Genomic DNA, 22,336 nt, shown 5'->3' with positions numbered 1-22,336 from the left:
ATGGGCGCGCTTCCTTATTTCCCCTGCCGGGGCAGCGGCGAACCGCCCGCCACCGGCCATTCAGGATTTAGGTTAGGATTTCATCATGGCTCGTGAACCGCAGCGCCTTCGTCGGCGCGAACGCAAGAATATCTCATCGGGTGTGGCCCACGTCAACGCGACCTTCAACAACACGATGATCACCATCACCGACGCGCAGGGCAATGCGATTGCCTGGTCGAGCGCCGGCATGATGGGCTTCAAGGGCAGCCGCAAGTCGACCCCGTACGCGGCGCAGGTCTGCGCCGAAGACGCCGGCAAGAAGGCCGCCGAACACGGCGTCCGCACGCTGGAAGTCGAAGTCAAGGGTCCGGGCGCGGGCCGCGAATCGGCGCTCCGCGCGCTGCAGGCGGTCGGTTTCCACATCACCTCGATCCGCGATGTGACCCCGATCCCGCACAATGGTGTCCGCCCGGCCAAGCGCCGCCGCGTCTGATGCCTGCTTCGGATGCATCCCTCCCGGGGCTGCATCCGCCACCTCTCTACGCCGGACAGGTCGGTTTCCGTCCCCGCCCCGTCCCGCCAAAAGCAAAGGGAAGACCATGACTGTCAATATCCGGAACTGGCAGGAATTGAAGAAGCCCAGCAACCTGGAAATCAAGGCTGGCAGCGACGGCAAGCGCAAGGCGACCTTCGTCGCCGAACCGCTCGAGCGTGGCTTCGGTCTGACGCTCGGCAACGCGCTGCGCCGCGTTCTCCTGTCGTCGCTCCAGGGTGCGGCGATCACGTCGATCAAGATCGAGAACGTTCTGCACGAATTCTCGAGCCTGGCCGGCGTGCGCGAAGATGTCACCGACATCGTCCTCAACGTCAAGCAGATCGCGCTCAAGATGGAAGGCGAAGGCCCGAAGCGGCTTCAGCTTTCGGCGACCGGTCCCGCGACCGTCAAGGCCGGCGACATCATGGTGTCGGGCGACATCAAGGTGATGAACCCGAACCATGTCATCTGCCACCTCGACGATGGTGCGACGCTGAACATGGAACTCGTTGCCGACACCGGCAAAGGCTATGTCCCCGCGACCGCCAACCGCCCGGCCGATGCGCCGATCGGCCTGATCCCGGTCGACTCGCTCTACTCGCCCGTGCGTCAGGTCGCCTACAAGGTCGACAATGCCCGCATCGGCCAGGAACTGGACTATGACAAGCTGAACCTGACCGTCGAAACCGACGGCACGGTGACCCCGGAAGATGCCGTCGCTTACGCCGCGCGCATCCTCCAGGACCAGCTGCAGGTCTTCGTCCACTTCGAAGAAGCGATGAACGACAGCGGCATGATCGGCATGGCCGCGCCGTCGACCACCGCCGACGAATCGGACGTCAACCAGCTCAACCGCTTCCTTCTCAAGAAGGTCGACGAGCTCGAACTGTCGGTCCGCAGCGCCAACTGCCTCAAGAACGACAATATCATCTATATCGGTGATCTCGTTCAGAAGACCGAAGCCGAAATGCTCCGGACCCCGAACTTCGGCCGCAAGTCCTTGAACGAAATCAAGGAAGTGCTGTCGTCGATGGGTCTGCGCCTCGGCATGGACATCCCCGGCTGGCCGCCCGAGAACATCGAGGAAATGGCCAAGAAGCTCGAACAGGAGCTGCTGGGTTAAAATTGGCACGTCGCCCCCGCGAAGGCGGGGGCCGCTTGCTGCCTTACGCTATGCCTCCAGCGGCCCCCGCCTTCGCGGGGGCGACGGGGTCGGGAAGGGGTCGGCCCGCAATCGACCTGGTCTGGGCTACCTTACACGGGCCCTTAACAAACGAAGGAATGGATTATGCGTCATAAATCGGGTGGCCGGAAACTGCAGCGCACGAGCGCGCATCGCACAGCCCTGTTCCGCAACATGTCGGCTTCGCTCATCAAGCATGAGCAGATCACGACGACCGTCGCCAAGGCGAAGGAACTGCGTCCCTATATCGAAAAGCTGGTCACGCTGGCCAAGCGCGGCGGCCTCGCCAACCGCCGTCTCGCCAACAGCCGCCTGCTCGATGACACGCAGCTCAAGAAGCTGTTCGACGTCCTCGCGCCCCGCTACGCCGACCGCAACGGCGGCTACACCCGCGTCATCAAGGCCGGCATCCGCGCCTCGGACGCAGCGCCGATGGCGATCATCGAATTCGTCGATCGCGACGTCGATGCCAAGGGCCAGGATTCGGGTCCGGTCGAGCAATATGACGAGGCCGAAGCCGCGTAAGGCGCGCTTTCGACCGAACGAAATCAGGGCGGCGTCCGCAAGGATCGCCGCCCTTTTTCGTGCGCGGGGTCTACCGCCCGGCTTAGCGCAAACCCGAAAAACGGATATCCTGCACGCGGCCATAGCGGATGTCGCAGCTGAACTTGCCCTTGTCGTAAGAGCCGCCGCGGCCCCAGCGGCCGCCATAACCGTCGCGGACGATGACACGGCCCTTGACCTTGTAACCGTCGCGCTTGCGATCGATGCCGGTCACTTCGGTGACGTCGGTGCGGCCGTAGCGGCGGCTGCCGCGTTCGACCGCGCTGACGCACTGGCTAACCGCGCTGCGGCTGTTGCCATAACGGTTATAGTCATAGCCATAACCATAGCGCGGGTCGTTGTAGCCGCCGCCGCGATAATCATCGCGATAGCGCCGGTCGTTGCGGTCATATCGGTCATTGCCGCCGCTCGACAGGATCGCGGCAAGCCCGCCAAGGACGACGGCGCCGGCGATCACTTCGCCTGCGCTGATCCCGTCGCCGTCGCGATCGCGGTCGCGCGCCATTGCGGGCGTGCTGCCGAGCAGCATGGCGCCGGCGGTGGCCGCACCAATCGCGGCCTTGGTCAGTTTCTGCATAGCCATGGTTCAGTCTCCTTGGGCGCAGGCGGCGCAATCGCCGCCTGTTGCAAAGCTTCTACCAAGGGCGGGGTGACATGGCGCTGAACCCCCTGCTTATCTGTGGTTCAGACTCGGTTTCGCTGGCGTTCAGCTTCAAAAGCAGCGGGCCCCGCCACCCGAGGATGACGAGGCCCGCCGCATGCCGATAAAGGCGCTGGGTCAGCCGAAGCTGACGTCGACGACGCGGCCGTTGCGGTAACTGCAACCAAAGCTGCGCACCTCGCCGCCCAGCCGCAATGCGGTGCCGGTGACATACCAGCCGCCGTTATTGGGTTCGGTGGTGCCGATGCTGTCGACGCGGGCATCGTCGCCCATTTCGGCCTCGACCGCCCAGCTGCACGCGTCGGCGGCGCGCGTCTCGGCGTCGGCGCCGCCAAAGGATCCGCCCTGCGGCTCGCCCTGATTTTCGGGCTCGTAGCGCGGAACCTCGCGATAATCATCGTCGCGGTACGGCGGGTCGTAGCGATCGTCGCGCCGCTCGGCCTTGTTCTTGCCCGCGGCGCCCGCGATGGCGGCGATCGCGCCGATCACGAACAGCCCGCCCAGCACTTCGCCGGTGCTGATCCGGTCGCGGTCGCGGTGGCCCCAGCCGCCATGGCGCGAGCGCGCCTCGGCCGGAACGGCGCTGAAGCCCACCGACGTGACGGTAACTGCGGCGGCGACCGCAAGGTTGATCCATTTACGCATCGAGGGAAACTCCCCGCATATGGGCAACGACAGTCGGCCCGCTATCCCGGCCGCTTTAGGCCGGCGATGCTTTCGCGCCGCTGAACCGCCCTCCACGCGCGATAAGCCGTGATCTCGCAGCAAAAGGCCCGCCATCCTTGCGGAGGGCGGGCCCATAACCAGACGTGGTGACCAGACCTGTCGGGTATCAGCAAACGCAGCGCGGCTTGGGCCGCGGCTTCCACTTCTTCTTGGCGACATAGCGCTTCCGCACCGGGACATTTTCATAATAGGTGCGGGTGGAGGTTTCGACCGTTTCGGTCACGATCGGCGCGCCGTTGGTGATCACCGTCGTGACGACGACGCCCGGCGTGTAATAACCATAGGGCGCGCCATAATAGCCGTAACCGCCCTGCTGGTGGACGGTGGTGCCGCCCTGATAATAACCGCCCGGATAAGGCGCACCCTGGTAATAGCCGCCCTGCGAATAACCGCCGCTGCGCGCCCAATATTCTTCGCACTTCTTGCGGTCGGACGCGTTGCCGATTGCGGCACCGGCGATCGCGCCGACCCCGCCGCCGATCAGCGTGCCGGCGGTGCGGTTGCCGCGTCCGGCTATGCGGTTGCCGGCGACACCCCCCACGAGTCCGCCGACAACCGCGCCGCCCACTGTGCCCCCCCGGCCACAGCGGCGTTCCATATCGGCGTCGTAACGGCCATCATAGCGGTCATCATAACCGCGGCGATCGTCGCCGTCATAATAGGGATCATAAGCCGGCGGCGGTGCATAGCTGGTGCCCCCGCCTCCCGTTGGGCCCTCGATCGTGCCTTCATAGCGGCCGTCATAACGGCGGCCGTCGGGCGCTTCATAGGTGCCGTCCCACGTTCCGGTCCAGCGCCCCTCGGCGTCATAGGTGCCGCCAACCTGCCGGTAATCGACTTCGCTGGGCACGCGATCAGGATAGCCGGTGTAGACACGCGCGTCAGGCGCCGCGGGCGTCCCATAGTCGAGCGACGGGCGCTGGTCGCGCGCCGACGCCGATCCGGCCATCAGCATCGATCCGGCGGCAATCCCCAGAAGGAACATCGTGCGCATGCTAAACTCCCTGCTTCCGGCGGCCGGCGCCAGCTTGGCGGCGGCCCATTGGTTAACAGTCTGTTAGCAAAATAGCGGTCGCGTCGCGAATCCGTTAACCGTGTCGAATCTGTCCCGATTTGGGGCGGATCATTCGCGCGCCGGGTGTCAGCTGACGGCAGGGAGCGGACGTTCCCTTTATCGTCACCCCGGACTTGATCCGGGGTCCCGCTTGACCTCGAAAACAGCTGATGACTTCAAAAAAGCGGGATCCCGGGTCAAGCCCGGGATGACGAGGGAGAGGACGGGAAACGGCCAGTAGTGGACGTTTGATTTCCTATCCATGTCATCCCGCGAAAGCGGGGATGACAAAGATTGGGTGCGCATGACGAGGTTGGATGTCCCCTCCCCACCCCAAAGCGGCCATCTGCGCCAGACCACATCACTTTGTTCGCGGACGTTCGCAACCCTTTCCCGATTACTCCGCCAACGCCGCGGCAATCCGCGCGATCAACACCTCCGCACCGACCTGATCGTCGGCGGTAAAGCGTCCGGGGACCGGGCTGTCGAGGTCGAGCACGCCGACCAGCCGGTCGTGCGCAACGATCGGCACGACCAGTTCGCTGCGGCTCGCGGCGTCGCAGGCGATGTGACCGGGAAAGGCATGGACGTCGTCGACGCGCTGGCTCGCGCGCAGCCGCGCCGCCGCGCCGCACACCCCTTTGTCCAGCGGGATACGGATACAAGCCGCCTTGCCTTGAAACGGCCCGAGGACGAGTTCGGCGCCGTCGAAACGATAGAAGCCCGCCCAGTTGAGGTCGGGAATCGCCTGCCAGATCAGCGCCGCGACATTCGCCATGTTGGCAATGCCGTCGGGCTCGCCCGCGACGAGCGCCTCCGCGGCATCGGCGGCTTCGATCCACAGCGCATCGGCGGCGGTCGCGGTGAAGGAGAGGGCGTAGGACATGGCAGGCCTTTCGGATCAGCTGGGGCAGCGCGGGGTGGTGGCCGGTAGCGCCGCGGCGTCGCCGCGCCAGCTCAGCCGGAAGACGATATATTGGGCGTCATGGTCCGAAAGGCGAGGACCATTTTTGCCGTCGAACAATGTCGCGACGGCAAGCGGTTCGACGCGCAGCGCGCTGGAACTGCGAAAGCCGAGCAGATCATATGCATCGGTCCACGCTTTTTGATCGGTCATCGGTGCTGCTCGCGCGCTCATGCCCGCGCCCTTCGCGGCCAGCCGGAATGCCGGATCGTTGGCAAAGCGCCCGATCCGGTCGCCGGCGCGATAATTGTTGAAATCGCCCGCCGCGATCATCGCCGAGCGGGGCGGCGTTGTCGCGGCGAGAAGCGCGTCATTCTCTGCCGTCTGCAGCCTATGCGACGCTTCGGCGCGCGCGATGCCGACCTTGGCAGGCTCGCGCGAATTGCGGTGGGTATTGAAGATCGTCAGCCGCTCGGGGGCGCCGGGGACGGCGACGCGCAGCACCAGCCCGCCCTTGTTCGACAGGCAATCATATCCGGCGCAGCTGTCGGCACCAAACGCCTCGCTCTGGGCCGCGAGCACGGGAAGGTCGGTTGCGATATACAGCCCGCCGTCGAGCCATTTGCCCAGCCCTTCACCCTTCCGCCAACGCGCGCCGTCGGCATAGCCGATGGGCGCTTCAGCCGCCGGCAGCCGCCTCCGCTGATCCAGCGCGGGTCCCGGTACGATCGAACCGAAACCGCCCACGACCGCGATCCGCGACGCCTCGGGCACGAACGCCTTGTGCAGGATCAATATATCGGGACCGCGCCCCGCTGCGCGACGCGCCGCGATCCAGTCGGCGATTTGCGCCAGCTTGACCTCACGCCCGCTGCGGATCGGCCAGGGCAGACCCTCGACATTCCACAGCAGGACCCTGAGCCGCATCGCCTGGCGTCCGTCGGCGAGCGTTTCGACCGGCGGCAGTTTGGCGGGATCGGTGCAATCGGCCCGCCGCTCGACACGGGCGAGCCTGCCGTCGGGCAGCACGGCCCACCCCGCCGCCGCCAGCCCGAGCAGGGCGACAGCGGCGATGGGGAACCCGCGCCTTACTCGACGGTCAGCCCGGTCCATCGCGCGGCGAAGGCATATTTATCGGCGGCTTCGGCGATAATCTTGTCGGTCGGCTTGCCCGACCCGTGCCCGGCGCGCGTTTCGATGCGGATGAGGTGCGGCCTGCCGCCGGCATGCGCATGCTGCAGCGCGGCGGTATATTTGAAACTGTGCCCGGGAACGACGCGGTCGTCGGTATCGGCGGTCGTTACCAGCACCGCCGGATAAGCCGTCCCGTCCTTGATGTTATGATAGGGCGAGTAGGCGAGCAGATTCCTGAAATCCTGCTCCTTCGACGGATAGCCATAATCGTCGGTCCAATAGCGCCCGGCGGTGAAACGGTCGAAGCGGAGCATGTCCATCACCCCGACCGCGGGCAAGGCGGCGGCGAACAGGTCGGGGCGCTGGTTGGTCACCGCGCCGACAAGCAGCCCGCCGTTCGACCCGCCTTCGATCGCCAACTCACCCTTGCCGGTGATGCCTTGCGCGATCAGATATTCGCCCGCGGCGATGAAATCGTCGAAGACATTCTGCTTCTTGGCGAGCCGGCCGGCATCGTGCCACGCCTTGCCATATTCGCCGCCGCCGCGCAGGTTGGCGATCGCGAGCACGCCGCCCTTGTCGACCCAGGCCAACCGGGTCGGCGAAAAGGCGGGGGTCATCGACACGTTGAAGCCGCCATAGCCGTAAAGGATCGTCGGCGATCCCTTGGCTCTGTCGATGCCCTTCTTCATTACGACGAACATCGGCACTTCGGTGCCGTCATTCGATTTGTAGAAACGCTGTTCGACCGAAAATTGCTTCGGGTCGAAGGTCAGTTTCGGCTCGGCGAAAATCTCGGTTTTCCCGGTCACCGTATCGAGCCGGTAGATCGTCGTCGGCCGCGCATAGCTGGAAAAGGCATAGAAGGTTTCGGGATCGGCCGACTTGCCGCCAAAGCCCGATGCCGACCCGATGTCGGCCAGGCTGATGTTGGCGATCGGCTTGCCGTCCAGGGCGACCATTCGCGCCTCCGACTTGGCATCGCCGAGGTAGGACAGGATGATCCGGTCGCCGACGCGCGACGCGCCGACCAGCGTCGCCTCGTTCTCGGCGACGAGTTCGGTCAGCGCCGCGGGCTTTTTGATGTCGAACGACACCAGCCGCTGGCGCGGCGCGCCCTTGTTGGTCAGGAAGGTGAAACGCGTGCCCGCGTTGGTCACATATTCCCAGTTGTTCGCATAATCTTCGACCAGCGGAATCGGCTTTCCGACGCGCTTGCCGATCGGATAGAGCGTCAGCCCATAGCGCTCGTCGGTGCCTTCGGACCCGACGACGAGCAGATATTGGCCGTCGTCGGTGACGACCGCGCTGTTGTTGAGCTTGGGCTTGTCGGGGGTCGCGTGGATCAGCACATCGTCGCTCTGCGGCGTCCCGAGCCGGTGGAAATAGACGGCGTGATTCTCGTTCAACGACTGGAACGCCTCACCCGCTTCCGGCTCGGGGAAGCGCGAATAATAAAAGCCGCTGCCGTCCTTGGCCCAGTCGAAGCCGGAGAATTTGACCCAGCGTATCTCGTCGGCCAGATCCTGCCCGGTCGCGACATCCTTGACACGGACGATGCGCCAGTCGGTGCCGCCGTCCTGGACCGAGTAGAGCAGATGCTTGCCGTCTTCGGACGGCACCCATTCGGCAAGCGCGGTCGCGCCGTCCTTGGCCCAGGCATTGGGGTCGATCAGCACCCGCCCCTCGCCCTTCAGCCCCTCGCGGACATACAGCACCGACTGCGGCTGCAGCCCGTCGTTGCGCGTGTAGAAATAGCGCGCCCCGGCCTTGGTCGGCAGGCCGAAACGCTCGTAATTATACAATTCGGTCATCCGCTTGGCGAAGGCATCGCGGCCGGGGAGCGTGTCGAGATAGGCGTCGGTGACCTTGTTCTGCGCCGCGACCCACGCCGCGACCTTCGGATTGACGCGGACATCGTCTTCCAGCCAGCGATAGGGGTCGGCGACGTCGATCCCGAACTGCGGATCGACGATCGTGTCGCGCGCGGTGTCGGGATAGGCGAGCGCGGGCGCGGGCGCCGATCCCGCCGCATCCCCCGCGGCCTGTGCGGCGGCCGGCGTCATCATCAACGCGGCCAGCGCCAGCGGCGCGCGAAAGGCTGTTCGGGACATGGCAAGGCGATCCTCATCGTTCGGGAAATAATCGTGCGCCTCAATGTAAGGATGGAAGAGGCGGGGGCAAGCGGATTTGGCGCCCGAATGTTCGTGGATCAGCCCCGATCGGCGGGTTCGAGCATGCCTTCATACGCGACGACCAGGCCGATGAGCGGCGCCGAAATCTCCACGGCGAAATGAAATTTCCCATCCTGTTCGCTCTCGAAACTCGTCCCATCGGGCAGCAGGAAGCGCGGCATCGGGATACCGAACGCCGACCAGCGGCGCGGCACCAGGTGCAGCCGCCCGCCTTCGACGACCAGCGCCATGGCAAAAGCCAGCGGACCGAAGCGTTCGACGAGCAGTTGCGCATTGCGTCCGGTGCCGGGCGACTGAAGCGAGGAAAAGGACATCTCGCCAAAGGTCCGGGTCCAGCGCTCGCCGCCGCCCTCCGGCGCGAAGTCCACCGTCACCGGGACGCGCGCCGCCGCCTTGGGAAAGCCGAAAACCCGCGCCGCGGCGCGCGCGAGCAGCCCGCGGCCGCGCCGGACCTCGGCCGCGCCATGCCACCGGCGGCTTGCGCCGCTGCCGTGCAGGTCCTGCACCCGTCGCGGCAGCGAATCGAATGCCGAATCGAGCAAAAGGCGGTACAAAGGCGCGCAAATATCGTCCGCGCGAAATCCGGTATAGATCGACCGCCCGGCGAACAACGCCTCATAATCGGCGAGATTCAGCGCCCCGACGCTCGACCGCGCCCCCGCGGCCGGCCGCTCCCCAACGAGCATCTTGCGGACAACCCCCTCCACCCCCATCGAAGGAATATAGGGTCCGTCGTCAGCCTCGGCCAAAAGGTGCCAGCTCCGCTCGACCGCTTGGCCCGCCGCCAGGCCGCGCACGCGGATGAACATGCCGCCGCGATGCTCGCCGAACTTCATCCAGTTGAGGATCGTATAAAACAGGCGCGAAAAGGGCAGCAGCGACGGCAGCCGCAGCCGCGCTCGCGCCTTGGCGAGCAGGTTGAGGATCCGGTGCAATAGTTCGGGCACTGGCCCCGCTCCCATCCAGATATCGACGATGTCCGGATATTCGCGCGGCAGCACCAGCAGGTCGGGCACATCGACGAGCGAGAAGTGAATGTTGCGCAGCGGCAGGCGGCCAGGCACCGCGACGGTGAAACGCAGGCTTTCGGCCAGCCCGGTGCCATAGGCGTCCTGGCCGCCGCGCCGCAGCTTTACCGGCGCCCCGGCATAGCCGACCACGGCGCGCATCACATTGAGCCCGATCCCGGCAAAAGGCGACGGCGCGATGCCGCCCTCGACGCTGTGAATGTCCATGGTCTTCGCCATGTCCGCAAGGACCGCACCGGTCAGCGCCGGAAAGCTGCTCACCCCCGCCAGCGCAAAAACGCCTGCCCCTTTCGCGGCCGCATCGAACCGGTCCATGCCAAAGACGAAATCGGCGGCATCGGCGAAATCGAGATAGTCGATGCCCGCCGCGATACACGCCTCGACGACCCGATAGCGATCGGCGCCATAATCCTGGAACGGGCCCGATGCATCGACGACAAGGTCCGGCCGCTGGGCCAGCAATCCCTCGGCAATGGCCCGCCGGTCGAGCCGGTATGGCAGCAGGCGCGGCTGCCCGCGATAGCGGGCGCAGAAACGCTCGGCCCGTGCTAGGTCGCGGCCCGCGATCACCAGTTCGATGTCGGGCAGGTCGGCGAGCAACTCAGCCAGCCGTCCGCCGAAGACCCCATAACCGCCGAGGATCAATATCTTCATCGTCACAGGATGCGGCTCCCATATTCGCGCGGCGCGACCCAGCAGCTCTCTCTTTTGCCGAACAGGCGATAGCGATGGCGCGCGATCCATCGATAGACCGGGTCGCGGACGATCGCCGGGACGAGACGAAACAGGCCGAACAGCTGCCACGGGAAGCCGAGCGCCTCGTAGATGGCAAGCACCGCATCGCTGTCCCGGCGGACCCGGTCGCCATCGACGATCAGGATACTCGCCGGATTCTGCGGATCGACCCCGTGGCGGCGGCAGATCGCCCCGCCGGCCGGCCCCTGCATCGATGCCAGCCGGAAATGTCCGGCGCCGTCGTGCTTCAGGACGAAAAGCGCATTCGCCGAACAGAGCACGCATTCGGCATCGAACAGGATGACCGGACGGTCGCCGCCCTCAGCGAGGTTCGGTGCATCAGGCATCGCGAAACAGCGCATGCTGGTTGACGAGCTCGCCCAGCCACGGATGCGTGACCTGCAAGTCGAAGGCGAAACGCCCGCGCCCGAGATGCCGGTGCGTCACCCGCGCGACGCCAGGGGCGAGCCAGCGAGGCAGGCGCAGCCGGACACCTCCGAACTGCCAGAAATAATGATCGGACAGAAAGATCAGCGCATCGGTCTCGGCGCGGACGGTCAGCGCCATACCGATGCCGCCACCGATATGCTCTTCGAGCCCCGTCGTTCCGGCAAACCGCTTGGCGCTGTGAATCACCTGGGGGTGACCGCGCGCACGGCCATAGATACGCGTCCAGACCTGACCCCCGCTCGCCCGGTCCTCGCTCACCGCCACCGCCGCGGGCGCGCGGCCGCTCCCGTTCGTCGGCAGCGGCGCGCCGATCAGGCGGCAAAGCTGTGCGAGCAACCAGCCGGCGATCGAGAGCCGCGTCCAGACGATCTTCCCGCTGTAGGTCGCGACTGCAGAGCCGGCGAGGCGCTTGGAAAAGCGGCGGCGGACATCGTCGGGCAGCGCATCCCAGGCCTCGCGCCCGACCAGCCGGCGAAAGCGATAATCGTAGAGCGCGTCGCCGCCCTCGCGCGCCGGGACGGCGGCGGCGCCCGGCGCTTCGGCTCTGTCGATGGCCTGTTTTCGCATCGTCCGTCTCCCTATCGCGCGTCCTTGCCGCCATCCTTGCCGCGACCGGGACGCCAGCCCAACAGCTTCGTCACCCCGGCGCCCAGCCTGATCAGCCGCATCAATGCGGGCTTGGGCACGTTCAGCATCTCGTCGTGCCAGCGGCTCATCACCGTCACGAAATCGAGCATCTCGGACAGCCGGACTTTCGCTCCGGCGCTGAGCTCGGGATCCTGCGCCGCGCGCGATACGCAGAGCTTCAGCGCCGCCTCGGCGGGATCGATCTCGCGCGCCTTGCGCCCCGCTGCGATCCGCGTCACCATTTCCCAGATGTCGGTCTCGGCAGCGAAATGATCGCGCCGGTCACCGAGCACCGGTACGCGGTGGATCAGCCGCCAGCCAAGCAATTCCTTGATCGAGTTCGATACATTCGACCGCGCCAGGCCCAGACGGTCGGCGATCTCCTCGGCATGCATCGGCCCGTCGCTGACGAACAGCAGCGCATGGATCTGTGCCACCGACCGGTTCACCCCCCACTGACCGCCGAGATTGCCCCAATGAAGGATGAATTCGGTCGCCGCCGCAGGCAGCTTCAATTCTATTTCCTTAATTTCTGTCATAACAGAAATATCGGACAAAAAAGACTATCGGTCAACTGCTTTACGGCCCAAGGGGTTCCGGATCAGATGCCGCAGATCAGTTCACTCTGACCGCGCGACTTCACGCTGGCGTCGGCCGGGCGGATCGTCGTCGCCACATCGACGTCGTCGGCTACGGTGAAGCTGCCGTTCTTTTCGATCTTGAAGCCCATCTCGCGAAACGCCGCCTGAACCTTGCTCGCCGGATCGCCGAAGGCGACGCCTTGCCATTCATAACCGACGATCACCGACGTCACGCGCAGCCCATGAAAGCGCTTGTCGACGGGAAAACTATATTCCTCCTCCATCTCTTCGACACCCTGCTGGTCGCGGGCGTTGCGCGCTTTCTCGAAATAGGGCTCCAACTCGGCACCGAGTTCGCAGGTGCGCGGGTCGAACTGGATCAGCGAATTCGCCACCGCGCCCTTCGCCGGCGAGGGATCGGTGGCACAGGCGGCCGATGCAGGCGTGTAGCCGACGCCGCCGCCCGGCAGACCAAGCTCGGCAAATCCGTCGGCGGTTGTCCCGACCAGCCGGATCGCGGCGCCCGGTTTCAACGTCATCTTCGTGGCGGATGCAGCAGCGGCCGTCTCCAGAACGGGACATTGTGCCGTGGCAATCCGGTCGCTGCCGTCAAGGGTAGCCAACGTCGGCGGCTGATCGTTCGCGAGATTTGCCAGGCTCACAAATCTCCCGGTGCCGTCGACCTTCAGCCACTGTTTGCCACGCTCATCGGTGACGAGGGTACCGGTCACTTTTTCGCCGCGCTTCAGCGATCCGACCACCTTGGAACCATCGAGCGTCGGCGCATTGCGCAAATTGGCTTCGGCGACGGCGAACAGCGAGGCGCTTTCCCCTGCGGGTTTGGCGCCATCCGGCGCCGCTTCCTGACCGGTTTCGGCCTTGTCTCCCGAACTCGCCAGCCCGAGCCAGGCACCGCCGCCGATTGCCACCGCCAAAAGCGCCGCGCCCGTCAGGATCATAGCCGGCTTGCGCGATACCGGCGGCGCCTTGACCGCGCTCGAATCGGGCAAGGGCGACTCATGGGCCGCACGGGAAAGCGGAGCGATTTCTTCGGCGGCGGGCGCCGCTTCGCTCGACGCGGCCTCAATCGCCGCACCGCAGGCAGCGCAGAAACGCGCCCCCGGCGACAGGGGTGACCCGCATTCGGAGCAAAAATTGGCCATCGTCTGGTCGATCCTTTGTTGGCTGGGAAAATCATTCGGTTCCATCGGTTTAACGATGATCGAACGCTTGTCATGTGATCAAAAGCACTGGAGCCAAATATCTGGAAGATCGTCCGGACGGATATTGGTTGAGGCACGATGCGAAAGGCCCCCACCCCCAGCCAAATGGTCACCGAACGTCTATAATGAAAATTTACCTTCCGCTGTTACGAGAGGCGCGGGACCATCGTCACCGCCCGGAGTGGGAACCGGGCGGAAGCTATTGGGCCGTCCATGGCAGATCCTGGAGCAGAAAGCGGCGCGCCAGCCGTGGCCGACCAACGCCAGCCGCGTCAGGCACGGCTGGTGAAGGCGGCGCTTGGCTGCGTGCGGCTTGGCCAGTTCGACATCACCATTCGCAACGTCTCGCAAAGCGGGGTCGGCGGACAAAGTCCGCATATGCTGCACATTGGCGAACGGTTGACCGTATACCTGCCCGGCCACGACCCGATGATGGGCACCGTGCGCTGGGTCGTCGAGCAGCGATTCGGGATCGAAACCGATGTTGAAATCCATCCCGGCCGCCTGCGCGGCGCGCTGGGCGAGGGCCTCACCACCGCCGACGGCAAGGCAGAGTTTCAGATCGTACCGGCGCCCCGAATCTCGGCCAGGCGCCCGGGCCTGGGCATCGCCCCTTCACCCTTCACGGGCGGCGGTATCGGCCGGCGCTGAAGACGCCAACGGCAGAGAACGGCTGATTGCCGTCATTACCCTTATCGTCACCCCGGACTTGATCCGGGGTCCCGCTTGAAGTCAAAGACGGATTATGCGGTCAAAAAGCGGGATCCCGGATCAAGTCCGGGATGACGAAGGTGCGTTAAGCAGCGTCTGCTCACCACCCCGAGAACGGCCCTTCCAATCACATGTCCCGAAAAGAAAAGCCGGGGGGGGGGGGGGTGGCGGTTTCCCCGGTTGTGACGATGAATGTCGTTAGGTGTCAGGCGACGTGGCGGACTTCGTTGCCGTCGTCGTCGATGTCGCGCAGCACATAACCGCGGCCCCAGACCGTCTCGATATAATTTTCGCCTTCGCAGGCCAGCGCGAGCTTCTTGCGCAGCTTGCAGATAAAAACGTCGATAATCTTCAGTTCGGGCTCGTCCATGCCGCCATAAAGATGGTTGAGGAACATTTCCTTGGTCAGCGTCGTGCCCTTGCGCAGCGAAAGCAGCTCGAGCATCTGATATTCCTTGCCGGTCAGATGCACGCGCGTCGTGTCGACCTCGACCGTCTTGGTGTCGAGGTTGACCGCCAGCTTGCCCGTCTTGATGACGCTCTGGCTATGCCCCTTCGACCGGCGGACGACCGCGTGGATGCGGGCGACCAGCTCGTCGCGATGGAAGGGCTTGGTGACATAATCGTCGGCACCGAAGCCGAACGAGCGCACCTTCGAATCCATTTCGGAAATGCCCGACAGGATCAGCACCGGCGTCTGCACCTTGGCGGTGCGCAGCTTTTTCAGCACGTCATAGCCGTGCATGTCGGGCAGGTTCAGGTCGAGCAGGATGATGTCGTAATCATAGAGCTTACCCAGGTCCAAGCCTTCCTCACCAAGATCGGTGGTATAGACGTTGAAGCCTTCGGTCGTGAGCATCGTGTCGATCGCCTTCGCGGTCGTCGGCTCGTCCTCGATCAGCAGTACGCGCATTGGGCACCCCTTGAATGTTCCCACGATAATCCCGCGAACCGATCGCATGACTATCAAGGATGTCACCGACCAACCCCGTTCTCAGGACTGCCGGAACATTAACCACGAAACTAATGAAGGGAAAAGGTTAATTTTGATTTAACCCGCACAACTCCACGAGTCGCGCCCTATTTGCAACACGCGCTCAGCCGGTTTTCGCATCGTGGTGGAGCGCGATATACCGGTCGTGCGCGCCGGTGCACGAGATCTTCAGCGTATCGACCAGATGGTCCGAGAGCGCCCGCACACGGGCCGGACGCAGCCGCGACGGCGGCGACAACAGGTGCAGGTGCGATTGCGGCAACGACCAGTCGGTCAGGATCGGGACGACCGCACCCGACGCCAGCTCGTCGGCAGCAATGAAGTCGGGCAGCACCGCGATGCCGACCCCCGCGATGATCAGCGGAACCATGACGTCGCCATTGTTCGCGAACAGCGGGCCCGTCGGCAGCACCGTCGCCTCTTCGCCCTTGCGATGGAAATGGAGCGGCATCGCGCGCTGGCGGTGGCCGTAGCCGATCAGCCGGTGGCCCGCGAGTTCGAGCGGATGCCTGGGCGTGCCATGTTTCTCCAGATAGGCGGGGCTGGCGATCACCGACGCTGCGACCGGCGCGATCGTCCGCGCGAGCAGGCTGGAATCGGCGAGCGGCGAAATGCGCAGCGTCAGGTCGATCCCTTCGGCAATCGGATCGTTGCGCGCGTCGCTCAATAGCACGTCGATCTCGACCGCGGGATGCCGGTCGAGAAAGGCGGCGAGCGGCGGCCCGAGCACCTTGATCCCGAAGCTCATCGGCGCGGCAAGGCGGATCGGTCCCGCGAGGTCCTGGCGATCGCCGCGCGCTGCCTCCGTCGCTGCGGTCGCCGCCGCGACCATCGCGCGCGCCTCGCCCAGCAGCCCCTCGCCCGCGGTCGACACCGCAACGACGCGCGAACTGCGGTGGAGCAAGGTGATGCCGAGCGACGCCTCGAGCCGCGTCACCGCCTTCGACACGCTCGCCTTCGACAGGCCGAGCGATGCCGCCGCCGTGGTGAAACTGCCGCCATCGGCGACGGCGACGAAACAGGCCCAGCCTTCATAGTCGGGAAGCGCCATCAGATACTCCAAGCTTAGGGCGAACGGTGCAAATCGCCCGCATGATTAGCGCCTATATAGAAACGATGGTTTTCCATCTACGCTATTTTAGAAACGATCCATCCGCCTATCTTGACCTCAACAGATGAGCGCCGCCGGACACCGATGTTCCGGCGCGGCGCTGAAAGAAAGGATAAGGCCATGATCGACATTCGCAAATTCGACACGCTCGGCCACGCCGACCACGGCTGGCTCGATGCCCGTCACCATTTCTCCTTCGCGAACTACCATGACCCGAAGCGGATGGGCTGGGGCGCACTGCGCGTCTGGAACGACGATGCCATTGCGGCGCAGTCGGGCTTCCCCCCGCACCCGCACCGCGACATGGAAATCATCACTTATGTCCGCACCGGCGCGATCAGCCACCGCGACTCAATGGGCAATGCCGGCCGCACCGCGGCGGGCGACGTCCAGGTGATGAGCGCCGGCACCGGCGTGACGCACAGCGAGTTCAATCTGGAGGATGAGGAAACGACGTTGTTCCAGATCTGGATCATGCCCGACCGTGACGGCGGCAATCCCGGCTGGGGCGCCCGCCAGTTTCCGCAGGCCGATCGTTCGGGCCAGTTCGTGACGCTGGCAAGCGGCATCGATGGTGACGAAGACGCGCTGCCGATTCGCGCCAATGCCCGCGTCGCCGCCGCAACGGTGAACGCCGGGACAAGCATTTCGTACCGCCTCGAAGCCGGACGCCACGCCTATCTGGTCGCCGCCAAGGGCCGCATCCGGGTCAATGGCGAGGATGCCGATCCGCGCGACGGCATCGCACTCCGCGATGTCGGCACGATCGAGGTCGAAGCGCTCGACGACGCCGAGCTGGTGCTGGTCGACAGCCTCTGACGAACCCCGGGCCGCCGATCCCCCCTCCCTGGCGGCGGCCCATACTGGTGCCGCGAGCCCTTCCCCCAAAACAGGGACGGCTCGCGGCACACCCTTCCCAGCCTCCGCGACATGAAAAGGAGTATCCCGATGACCCATATTCTTCGCATCGACGCCAGTGCCCGCAATGAAGGATCGACGACGCGTCCGCTCGCCGACCAGCTCGTCAATCGCCTCGTCGAACAGGGCTATGGCGCGACCGTCACCCGCCGCGACCTCAACACGGCGCCGCCGGCGCTGCTGACCGAAAGTTGGATCGGCGCCAACTTCACCGACGAAGCGGCGCGCAGCGACGAGCAAAAGGCCGTGCTCGCAGGGTCGGACGAACTGATCGCCGAGCTGGAAGCCGCCGACACGATCGTCATCACCGCCCCCATCTATAATTTCGCGATCCCCGCCTCGCTCAAAGCCTGGGTCGACCTGATCGCCCGCGCCCGCCGCACCTTCCGCTATACCGAAGCTGGCCCCGAAGGCCTGCTCAAGGGCAAGCGCGCCTTCATCGTCTTCGCCTCGGGCGGCGTGCCGCTGGGCAGCGCGGTCGATTTCGCGAGCGGATACCTCAAGCATATCCTGGCCTTCGTCGGCATCACCGACGTCACGATCATCGCCGCCGACGGCCATCTGACGGACGGCGAAGCGATGGGCCGCGCGGCCACCGCAATCGACGGCTTGCAGCAGGCCGCCTGACCCGCCGGGCGCGGCCCCTCCCCATCCCGGGGCGGCGGCTCATCCCCATTCAAATCAACGCAAGGACAGTCATTATGGCCAAGATACTGGTGCTTTATTATTCGAGCTATGGTCATGTCGAACAGATGGCCGACGCCGTCGCCGAGGGCGCGCGCGCCGCGGGCGCCGAGGTCGACATCCGCCGCGTCGCCGAAACCGCTCCCGCAGCGGTGGTGCAGGCCGCGGGTTTCAGGACCGACACCGCGCACCCGCTGCTGAGCGACCCCGGCGAACTGGCGAATTATGACGCGATCGTCGTCGGCACGCCGACGCGCTTCGGCCGCATGTCGAGCCAGATGGCCAGCTTCTGGGACACCGCCGGCGGCGTGTGGGCGCAGGGCAAGCTGAACGGCAAGGTGGGTGCAGCCTTCACCTCGACCGGTTCGCAGCATGGCGGCCAGGAAACGACGCTCTTTTCGGTCCTCACCAACCTCCTCCACTTCGGCTTGACGATCGTCGGGCTCGACTATGGCTTTGCCGGCCAGATGGGCGTCGAAACGGTCAAGGGCGGCGCGCCTTATGGCGCGACGACGATCGCCGGCGGTGACGGTTCGCGCCAGCCGGGCGAAGCCGACCTCGGCGGCGCCCGCTATCTTGGCGAGCGCGTCGCGCGCACCGCCGCGAAGCTGGCGGCCTGAACCGATGCGCCGTCTCCCGAGCCTTTTTGTTTCGCACGGCTCGCCGATGATGGCGCTCGAGCCCAGCCCGGCGCGGGACTTCCTCGCCGGGCTGGGCAGCCGCCTGCCGCGTCCGCGCGCGATCCTGATCGTGTCGGCGCATCATGATGCGGCATATCAGGGCGGCAGGGCGACGGTGACCGCATCACCCGCCCCGCCGACAATCCACGACTTCGGCGGCTTTCCCGACGAATTGTTCGCGATGCGCTATGCCGCGCCGGGCGATCCGGCGCTGGCGGCGCGGGTCGTCGAGCTACTGGCGGGTCACGGCCTTGCCGTGACCGCCGATCCGGCACGCGGGCTCGATCATGGCGCCTGGGTGCCCCTGTCGCTGATCTACGCAGAGGCCGATATTCCCGTCGTCCAGCTTTCGATCCACTCGAACGCTTCGCCCGAATGGCATTTCGCGCTGGGCCAGGCGCTGGCGCCGCTCGCCGACGAGGGCGTGCTGATCATCGGATCGGGCAGTATCACGCATAATCTGCGCGCGCTGTTTTCGGCGCGCCTGCCGATCGATGCCCCGGCGCCCGCATGGGTCACCGATTTCACCGGCTGGGTCGCCGACCGGATGGCGGCGGGCGCGGTCGACGACCTGCTCCACGCAGTCGAACGCGCACCGCACGGCCGCGATAATCACCCGACGCCCGATCATATATTGCCGCTGTTCGCGGCGATGGGCGCGGGCGGGGCCGCGTTCGAGGCCGAGCGGCTGCACCATAGTGTGACATATGGCCTGCTGGCGATGGATGTTTATGCGTTCGGCGGGAAATGAAGATCTGGGCAAAGAGGCCGGTTTCGGCTGGAGGCGGACGTTTGGGAGGCTTGCTCTCTCCCCTTTAGGGGAGAGATACGGAGGCTTGCCGGTTTACCGGCTAGCCGCAGTTGAGAGGGGCTTTTACGCGTCCCCCTCTCCCAACCCTCTCCCCTAAAGGGGAGAGGGCTATATGGCCCCTCCCCACCCCGAAACAGACCTTGCCCCTGATCCACATCCCGCCATGATGGACGTCAGGCCGCGCGCACCCTATAGCGCGCCATGCTTCTTTCAGACCGTGTCCTTTTTCTCGACGGCGAGGCGCTCGTCATCGACAAGCCTGCCGGCCTGCCGGTCGACGCCCCGCGCGACGGCAGCATCAGCCTCGAAAACCATCTTGACCTGTTGAAGTTCGGATTCAAGCGCTGGCCGCTCGCCGTCCACCGGCTCGATCGCGACACCTCGGGCTGCCTGCTCCTCGCGCGCAATCCCAAGGCGCACGGCCGTTTCACCCGCGCCTTCGAAAGCCGCGAGGTCGAAAAACAATATCTCGCGATCGTCGACGGGGTGCCGGCGAGCGACGGCGGGACGATCGACCTGCCGCTGGCGAAGACATCGACCGCGGAGGACGGCTGGCGCATGGTCGGCGATCCGAAGGGCAAGCCGTCGGTATCGCATTGGGAAAAGCTGGCGGTCGTCGGCGACCGCGCGCTGCTGCGTTTCCGTCCCGAAACCGGCCGCACCCATCAGCTGCGCGTCCACGCGCTCGAAGGCCTTGGCTTTCCGCTCTTCGGCGATCCCGTTTACGGGCGCGGCGGCACCAAGACGCGCACGCTGCTCCACGCCGAACGGCTGGTCGTAAAACGTGACGTCAAGCCGTCGATTATCGCCGAGGCGCCCTTTCCCGACAGCTTCGTGGCATTGGGCTTTGCGGCGCCGGAGGGAGCGGAGCCGACGCGTGGCTGAGATTCCCGAAAGCGCGATCAGCGAGAAGTTTCTCGCGGGGACCGGGCCCGGCGGACAGAATGTCAACAAGGTCGCGACCGCGTGCCAGCTGCGCGTCAACGTCTATGCGCTCGGCCTGACCCCCGACGCGTATAAGCGATTGAAAACACTCGCGGGAAGCCGGATGACCGGCGAGGGCGAACTCGTCATCCTCGCGCGCCGCTATCGCACGCAGGAAGCGAACCGCGCAGATGCGCGGGCGCGGCTCCATGAACTGGTCGATGCCGCGCTGGTCCGCCCCGAACGGCGGATCAAGACCAAGCCGAGCAAGGCGGCGAAGGCGAAGCGCGTCGACAGCAAGAAGGCGCGCAGCACGGTGAAGGCGGGACGCGGACGGGTGCGCGGGACCGACTGACGCACCCGGATGACCAGCCTCTACCGCCTCGACGCGCCGGCGCGCGCGATCGCCGCCGCTTTCGGTGCCGAGGCAGGCGACGATCCGTGGACGGGCGATTATGTCGCGCCGGGGCGCCCCGCTCCGGTGATCGTCAGCGACGGCCGCGTCCGGTCGCGGCGTTTCCTGCGCCCGAAATTATGGGGCGTGCCGCCGCCGCCGCAAGGCACGCGCCCGCTGACCACCGTCCGCAACCTCGAAAGCCCGTTCTGGATCGGGACGCTGCGCCATCCCGAACTGCGCTGCCTGGTCCCCGCCACCGCCTTCGTCTTCTGGTCGGGACCCGACGGAGCGCGGCGCCAGCACTGGTTTTCGCTGCCCTCGCGCCCGATCTTCGCCTTTGCCGGAATCCAGCGGCAGATCGAGGATTGGCCGGGCTTCGCGATGCTGACGACCGAGCCCAACCGGCTCGTCGCGCATTATCAACCCAAGCTCATGCCGGTCATCGTCCATGCCGAGGATTATGACCGCTGGCTGACCGCCGACTGGCGCGAGGCGGCAGCGCTCGTCACCGCCTATCCAAGCCAGTTGATGGCCGTCGGGGACACCCCGCCCTGACCGGCAAAATTCACCATGGGCTTTGACATAACGGTAACCATCGGTGCGCTAGAAAAGCGCGAATCGAATCGCACCAGGGATCGCCAAATCGTGCCGAGGAACAACAGCATCAGCCAGTCCGCACCCGACGGGCGCCGCGCCGCGCGCGCCGATGTCTCGGCGCGGGCGCGGCTGCGCGAGGCGGGGATGAACCCGTTCGACGTCGACCTGTTCGACCTGTCGTCGACGGGCTTTCGCTTTTTCTCCTATTCGCCGCCCGCGGTCGACACGCATCTTTGGGTCAACCTGCCCGGGCTGCAATTGCTCGAAGCGGTCGTTCGCCGCGTCGACGGCACCAATTGCGGCTGCGAATTCGTCAGCCCGCTGCACCCGTCGGTGACGCAGCATATGCAGACCAAGCTGCGCAAATAGACGCGGCCGGGGCCTAGAGCGCGGGCTTTTCCGATTTTTTGAGGATATGCTTCCACTCGTCGGGGGTGACGCGCCCGACCGAGAGCCGCGACTGGCGGATCAGGTCCATGTCGGCGAGCTTCGGATCGGCCTTGACCGCCGCGAGCGTCACCGGATGCGCGAGCGCGCGGACGGGCTCGACGCGCACCACGACCCACGGCGACCCCTTTTCGGCGGTGGGATCGGGAAAGGCGGTCTCGACGATCTTCATGATCCCGACGCATTCCTTGCCGATGTTGCTGTGGTAGAAAAAGGCCTCGTCGCCGGCCTTCATCGCCATCATGTTGAGCTTCGCGGTGTGATTGCGCACGCCGTCCCAGATCCCGGTGCCGTCGTGCACAAGCTGGTCCCACGCATAGGCGTCGGGTTCGGATTTCATCAGCCAATATGATTTTGCCATGCCGCCCTCTTAGCAAGCGGTGCCGGTTTGAAAAGAGCGAGCCTCTTTCGCGCGGCCGCATAGGGGCTTACATGCGGGACCAGAGTCGCGGGAACGCCCCGCCCAGCAACGGACCCAGA

26 protein-coding genes are annotated in these 22,336 nt (G+C 65.6%); 12 read left to right on the top strand and 14 right to left on the bottom strand.

What is annotated here, in order from left to right:
• Positions 1-85 precede the first annotated feature (85 nt).
• The 3 genes from rpsK to rplQ all read left to right on the top strand — a co-directional run bounded on the left by rpsK (position 86) and on the right by rplQ (position 2,225).
• Positions 86-475, top strand: coding sequence for a 30S ribosomal protein S11 (rpsK, locus tag FHR22_RS13825; protein WP_003040416.1), 390 nt, complete (start codon positions 86-88; stop codon positions 473-475).
• A gap of 106 nt (positions 476-581) precedes the next feature.
• The gene (locus FHR22_RS13820) at positions 582-1,640 is read left to right on the top strand and encodes a DNA-directed RNA polymerase subunit alpha (RefSeq protein WP_054589141.1); all 1,059 of its coding nucleotides are present in this window, start codon (positions 582-584) and stop codon (positions 1,638-1,640) included.
• Between the two features lie 165 nt (positions 1,641-1,805).
• Positions 1,806-2,225 carry a 50S ribosomal protein L17 gene (rplQ, locus tag FHR22_RS13815; protein ID WP_166943761.1) on the top strand — a complete coding sequence of 140 codons (420 nt, stop codon included), beginning with the start codon at positions 1,806-1,808 and terminating at the stop codon, positions 2,223-2,225.
• A gap of 82 nt (positions 2,226-2,307) precedes the next feature.
• Here rplQ and FHR22_RS13810 read toward each other — a convergent pair whose 3' ends face one another.
• From FHR22_RS13810 to FHR22_RS13760, 11 genes are all read right to left on the bottom strand, one after another.
• Positions 2,308-2,847, bottom strand: coding sequence for a hypothetical protein (locus FHR22_RS13810; RefSeq protein WP_166943759.1), 540 nt, complete (start codon positions 2,845-2,847; stop codon positions 2,308-2,310).
• A gap of 195 nt (positions 2,848-3,042) precedes the next feature.
• Positions 3,043-3,570 (bottom strand): hypothetical protein, encoded by a 528-nt coding sequence (locus tag FHR22_RS13805; protein ID WP_166943757.1) that lies wholly within the window; start codon positions 3,568-3,570, stop codon positions 3,043-3,045.
• Between the two features lie 187 nt (positions 3,571-3,757).
• Positions 3,758-4,645, bottom strand: a complete 888-nt coding sequence (locus FHR22_RS13800) for a glycine zipper 2TM domain-containing protein (protein ID WP_166943755.1) — start codon at positions 4,643-4,645, stop codon at positions 3,758-3,760.
• A 457-nt stretch (positions 4,646-5,102) separates the two neighbouring features.
• Complete coding sequence (locus FHR22_RS13795) at positions 5,103-5,591, bottom strand: GAF domain-containing protein (RefSeq protein WP_166943752.1); 489 nt, start codon at positions 5,589-5,591, stop codon at positions 5,103-5,105.
• Positions 5,592-5,606: 15 nt separating this feature from the next.
• Positions 5,607-6,722 carry an exonuclease/endonuclease/phosphatase family protein gene (locus tag FHR22_RS13790; RefSeq protein ID WP_166943750.1) on the bottom strand — a complete coding sequence of 372 codons (1,116 nt, stop codon included), beginning with the start codon at positions 6,720-6,722 and terminating at the stop codon, positions 5,607-5,609.
• Positions 6,698-8,857: a prolyl oligopeptidase family serine peptidase gene (locus tag FHR22_RS13785; protein WP_208417696.1), complete on the bottom strand. Its 2,160-nt coding sequence runs from the start codon at positions 8,855-8,857 to the stop codon at positions 6,698-6,700. The genes FHR22_RS13790 and FHR22_RS13785 overlap by 25 nt, the downstream gene beginning before the upstream one ends.
• A gap of 98 nt (positions 8,858-8,955) precedes the next feature.
• Positions 8,956-10,620, bottom strand: a complete 1,665-nt coding sequence (locus FHR22_RS13780) for a saccharopine dehydrogenase family protein (RefSeq protein ID WP_166943963.1) — start codon at positions 10,618-10,620, stop codon at positions 8,956-8,958.
• A 2-nt stretch (positions 10,621-10,622) separates the two neighbouring features.
• Positions 10,623-11,048, bottom strand: coding sequence for a thiol-disulfide oxidoreductase DCC family protein (locus FHR22_RS13775; protein ID WP_166943748.1), 426 nt, complete (start codon positions 11,046-11,048; stop codon positions 10,623-10,625).
• Positions 11,041-11,718, bottom strand: a complete 678-nt coding sequence (locus FHR22_RS13770) for a DUF4166 domain-containing protein (RefSeq protein ID WP_166943746.1) — start codon at positions 11,716-11,718, stop codon at positions 11,041-11,043. The genes FHR22_RS13775 and FHR22_RS13770 overlap by 8 nt, the downstream gene beginning before the upstream one ends.
• A gap of 11 nt (positions 11,719-11,729) precedes the next feature.
• A complete protein-coding gene (locus tag FHR22_RS13765; RefSeq protein ID WP_243853724.1) occupies positions 11,730-12,293 on the bottom strand; it encodes a GbsR/MarR family transcriptional regulator in 564 nt (187 codons plus the stop codon).
• A gap of 86 nt (positions 12,294-12,379) precedes the next feature.
• Positions 12,380-13,522 carry a zinc-ribbon domain-containing protein gene (locus tag FHR22_RS13760; protein ID WP_166943741.1) on the bottom strand — a complete coding sequence of 381 codons (1,143 nt, stop codon included), beginning with the start codon at positions 13,520-13,522 and terminating at the stop codon, positions 12,380-12,382.
• 309 nt (positions 13,523-13,831) lie between these two features.
• Between FHR22_RS13760 and FHR22_RS13755 the strand changes: the two genes are divergently transcribed.
• Positions 13,832-14,233 carry a PilZ domain-containing protein gene (locus FHR22_RS13755; RefSeq protein ID WP_341786623.1) on the top strand — a complete coding sequence of 134 codons (402 nt, stop codon included), beginning with the start codon at positions 13,832-13,834 and terminating at the stop codon, positions 14,231-14,233.
• Positions 14,234-14,498: 265 nt separating this feature from the next.
• Here the strand turns inward: FHR22_RS13755 and ctrA are convergent, their stop codons facing one another.
• Both ctrA and FHR22_RS13745 read right to left on the bottom strand, forming a co-directional pair.
• Positions 14,499-15,206 carry a response regulator transcription factor CtrA gene (gene ctrA / locus FHR22_RS13750; protein ID WP_166943737.1) on the bottom strand — a complete coding sequence of 236 codons (708 nt, stop codon included), beginning with the start codon at positions 15,204-15,206 and terminating at the stop codon, positions 14,499-14,501.
• Positions 15,207-15,390: 184 nt separating this feature from the next.
• Positions 15,391-16,338, bottom strand: coding sequence for a LysR family transcriptional regulator (locus FHR22_RS13745; RefSeq protein WP_166943735.1), 948 nt, complete (start codon positions 16,336-16,338; stop codon positions 15,391-15,393).
• A gap of 180 nt (positions 16,339-16,518) precedes the next feature.
• Here FHR22_RS13745 and FHR22_RS13740 point away from each other — a divergent pair, with 180 nt between their 5' ends.
• From FHR22_RS13740 to FHR22_RS22550, 8 genes are all read left to right on the top strand, one after another.
• Positions 16,519-17,217 (top strand): pirin family protein, encoded by a 699-nt coding sequence (locus FHR22_RS13740; RefSeq protein WP_166943733.1) that lies wholly within the window; start codon positions 16,519-16,521, stop codon positions 17,215-17,217.
• Positions 17,218-17,346: 129 nt separating this feature from the next.
• The gene (locus FHR22_RS13735; protein WP_166943730.1) at positions 17,347-17,943 is read left to right on the top strand and encodes an FMN-dependent NADH-azoreductase; all 597 of its coding nucleotides are present in this window, start codon (positions 17,347-17,349) and stop codon (positions 17,941-17,943) included.
• 74 nt (positions 17,944-18,017) lie between these two features.
• Positions 18,018-18,620 carry an NAD(P)H:quinone oxidoreductase gene (wrbA, locus tag FHR22_RS13730; RefSeq protein WP_166943728.1) on the top strand — a complete coding sequence of 201 codons (603 nt, stop codon included), beginning with the start codon at positions 18,018-18,020 and terminating at the stop codon, positions 18,618-18,620.
• A 4-nt stretch (positions 18,621-18,624) separates the two neighbouring features.
• Positions 18,625-19,431, top strand: a complete 807-nt coding sequence (locus tag FHR22_RS13725; RefSeq protein ID WP_166943726.1) for a DODA-type extradiol aromatic ring-opening family dioxygenase — start codon at positions 18,625-18,627, stop codon at positions 19,429-19,431.
• Positions 19,432-19,692: 261 nt separating this feature from the next.
• Positions 19,693-20,376, top strand: a complete 684-nt coding sequence (locus FHR22_RS13720) for an RluA family pseudouridine synthase (RefSeq protein ID WP_166943724.1) — start codon at positions 19,693-19,695, stop codon at positions 20,374-20,376.
• The gene (gene arfB, locus FHR22_RS13715; protein WP_166943721.1) at positions 20,369-20,770 is read left to right on the top strand and encodes an alternative ribosome rescue aminoacyl-tRNA hydrolase ArfB; all 402 of its coding nucleotides are present in this window, start codon (positions 20,369-20,371) and stop codon (positions 20,768-20,770) included. The genes FHR22_RS13720 and arfB overlap by 8 nt, the downstream gene beginning before the upstream one ends.
• Before the next feature lie 9 nt (positions 20,771-20,779).
• On the top strand, positions 20,780-21,367 hold the full coding sequence (locus FHR22_RS13710) for an SOS response-associated peptidase family protein (protein WP_166943719.1): 588 nt from the start codon (positions 20,780-20,782) through the stop codon (positions 21,365-21,367).
• Positions 21,368-21,457: 90 nt separating this feature from the next.
• Positions 21,458-21,778, top strand: a complete 321-nt coding sequence (locus tag FHR22_RS22550; RefSeq protein ID WP_166943717.1) for a PilZ domain-containing protein — start codon at positions 21,458-21,460, stop codon at positions 21,776-21,778.
• Between the two features lie 13 nt (positions 21,779-21,791).
• Here FHR22_RS22550 and FHR22_RS13700 read toward each other — a convergent pair whose 3' ends face one another.
• On the bottom strand, positions 21,792-22,217 hold the full coding sequence (locus FHR22_RS13700; protein WP_166943715.1) for an EVE domain-containing protein: 426 nt from the start codon (positions 22,215-22,217) through the stop codon (positions 21,792-21,794).
• Between the last annotated feature and the right edge of the window lie 119 nt (positions 22,218-22,336).

The sequence above is a fragment of the Sphingopyxis panaciterrae genome, assembly GCF_011762125.1.
GTDB classification, from domain to species: Bacteria; Pseudomonadota; Alphaproteobacteria; order Sphingomonadales; family Sphingomonadaceae; genus Sphingopyxis; species Sphingopyxis panaciterrae.
This window is presented reverse-complemented; position numbering and strand designations above follow the sequence as displayed.

Bases quoted from the DNA above. Each gene is read 5' to 3' on its own strand.
- FHR22_RS13820 (WP_054589141.1), top strand. From the start codon at position 582: ATGACTGTCAATATCCGGAACTGGCAGGAATTGAAGAAGCCCAGCAAC.
- FHR22_RS13725 (WP_166943726.1), top strand. From the start codon at position 18,625: ATGCGCCGTCTCCCGAGCCTTTTTGTTTCGCACGGCTCGCCGATGATG.
- FHR22_RS13740 (WP_166943733.1), top strand. From the start codon at position 16,519: ATGATCGACATTCGCAAATTCGACACGCTCGGCCACGCCGACCACGGC.
- FHR22_RS13745 (WP_166943735.1), bottom strand. From the start codon at position 16,338: ATGGCGCTTCCCGACTATGAAGGCTGGGCCTGTTTCGTCGCCGTCGCC.
- rplQ (WP_166943761.1), top strand. From the start codon at position 1,806: ATGCGTCATAAATCGGGTGGCCGGAAACTGCAGCGCACGAGCGCGCAT.
- FHR22_RS13795 (WP_166943752.1), bottom strand. From the start codon at position 5,591: ATGTCCTACGCCCTCTCCTTCACCGCGACCGCCGCCGATGCGCTGTGG.
- FHR22_RS13810 (WP_166943759.1), bottom strand. From the start codon at position 2,847: ATGGCTATGCAGAAACTGACCAAGGCCGCGATTGGTGCGGCCACCGCC.
- FHR22_RS13800 (WP_166943755.1), bottom strand. From the start codon at position 4,645: ATGCGCACGATGTTCCTTCTGGGGATTGCCGCCGGATCGATGCTGATG.
- FHR22_RS13780 (WP_166943963.1), bottom strand. From the start codon at position 10,620: ATGAAGATATTGATCCTCGGCGGTTATGGGGTCTTCGGCGGACGGCTG.
- FHR22_RS13785 (WP_208417696.1), bottom strand. From the start codon at position 8,857: ATGTCCCGAACAGCCTTTCGCGCGCCGCTGGCGCTGGCCGCGTTGATG.
- FHR22_RS13790 (WP_166943750.1), bottom strand. From the start codon at position 6,722: ATGGACCGGGCTGACCGTCGAGTAAGGCGCGGGTTCCCCATCGCCGCT.
- FHR22_RS13720 (WP_166943724.1), top strand. From the start codon at position 19,693: ATGCTTCTTTCAGACCGTGTCCTTTTTCTCGACGGCGAGGCGCTCGTC.
- ctrA (WP_166943737.1), bottom strand. From the start codon at position 15,206: ATGCGCGTACTGCTGATCGAGGACGAGCCGACGACCGCGAAGGCGATC.
- FHR22_RS13775 (WP_166943748.1), bottom strand. From the start codon at position 11,048: ATGCCTGATGCACCGAACCTCGCTGAGGGCGGCGACCGTCCGGTCATC.
- rpsK (WP_003040416.1), top strand. From the start codon at position 86: ATGGCTCGTGAACCGCAGCGCCTTCGTCGGCGCGAACGCAAGAATATC.
- FHR22_RS13760 (WP_166943741.1), bottom strand. From the start codon at position 13,522: ATGGCCAATTTTTGCTCCGAATGCGGGTCACCCCTGTCGCCGGGGGCG.
- FHR22_RS13700 (WP_166943715.1), bottom strand. From the start codon at position 22,217: ATGGCAAAATCATATTGGCTGATGAAATCCGAACCCGACGCCTATGCG.
- wrbA (WP_166943728.1), top strand. From the start codon at position 18,018: ATGGCCAAGATACTGGTGCTTTATTATTCGAGCTATGGTCATGTCGAA.
- FHR22_RS13735 (WP_166943730.1), top strand. From the start codon at position 17,347: ATGACCCATATTCTTCGCATCGACGCCAGTGCCCGCAATGAAGGATCG.
- FHR22_RS13770 (WP_166943746.1), bottom strand. From the start codon at position 11,718: ATGCGAAAACAGGCCATCGACAGAGCCGAAGCGCCGGGCGCCGCCGCC.
- FHR22_RS13710 (WP_166943719.1), top strand. From the start codon at position 20,780: ATGACCAGCCTCTACCGCCTCGACGCGCCGGCGCGCGCGATCGCCGCC.
- FHR22_RS13805 (WP_166943757.1), bottom strand. From the start codon at position 3,570: ATGCGTAAATGGATCAACCTTGCGGTCGCCGCCGCAGTTACCGTCACG.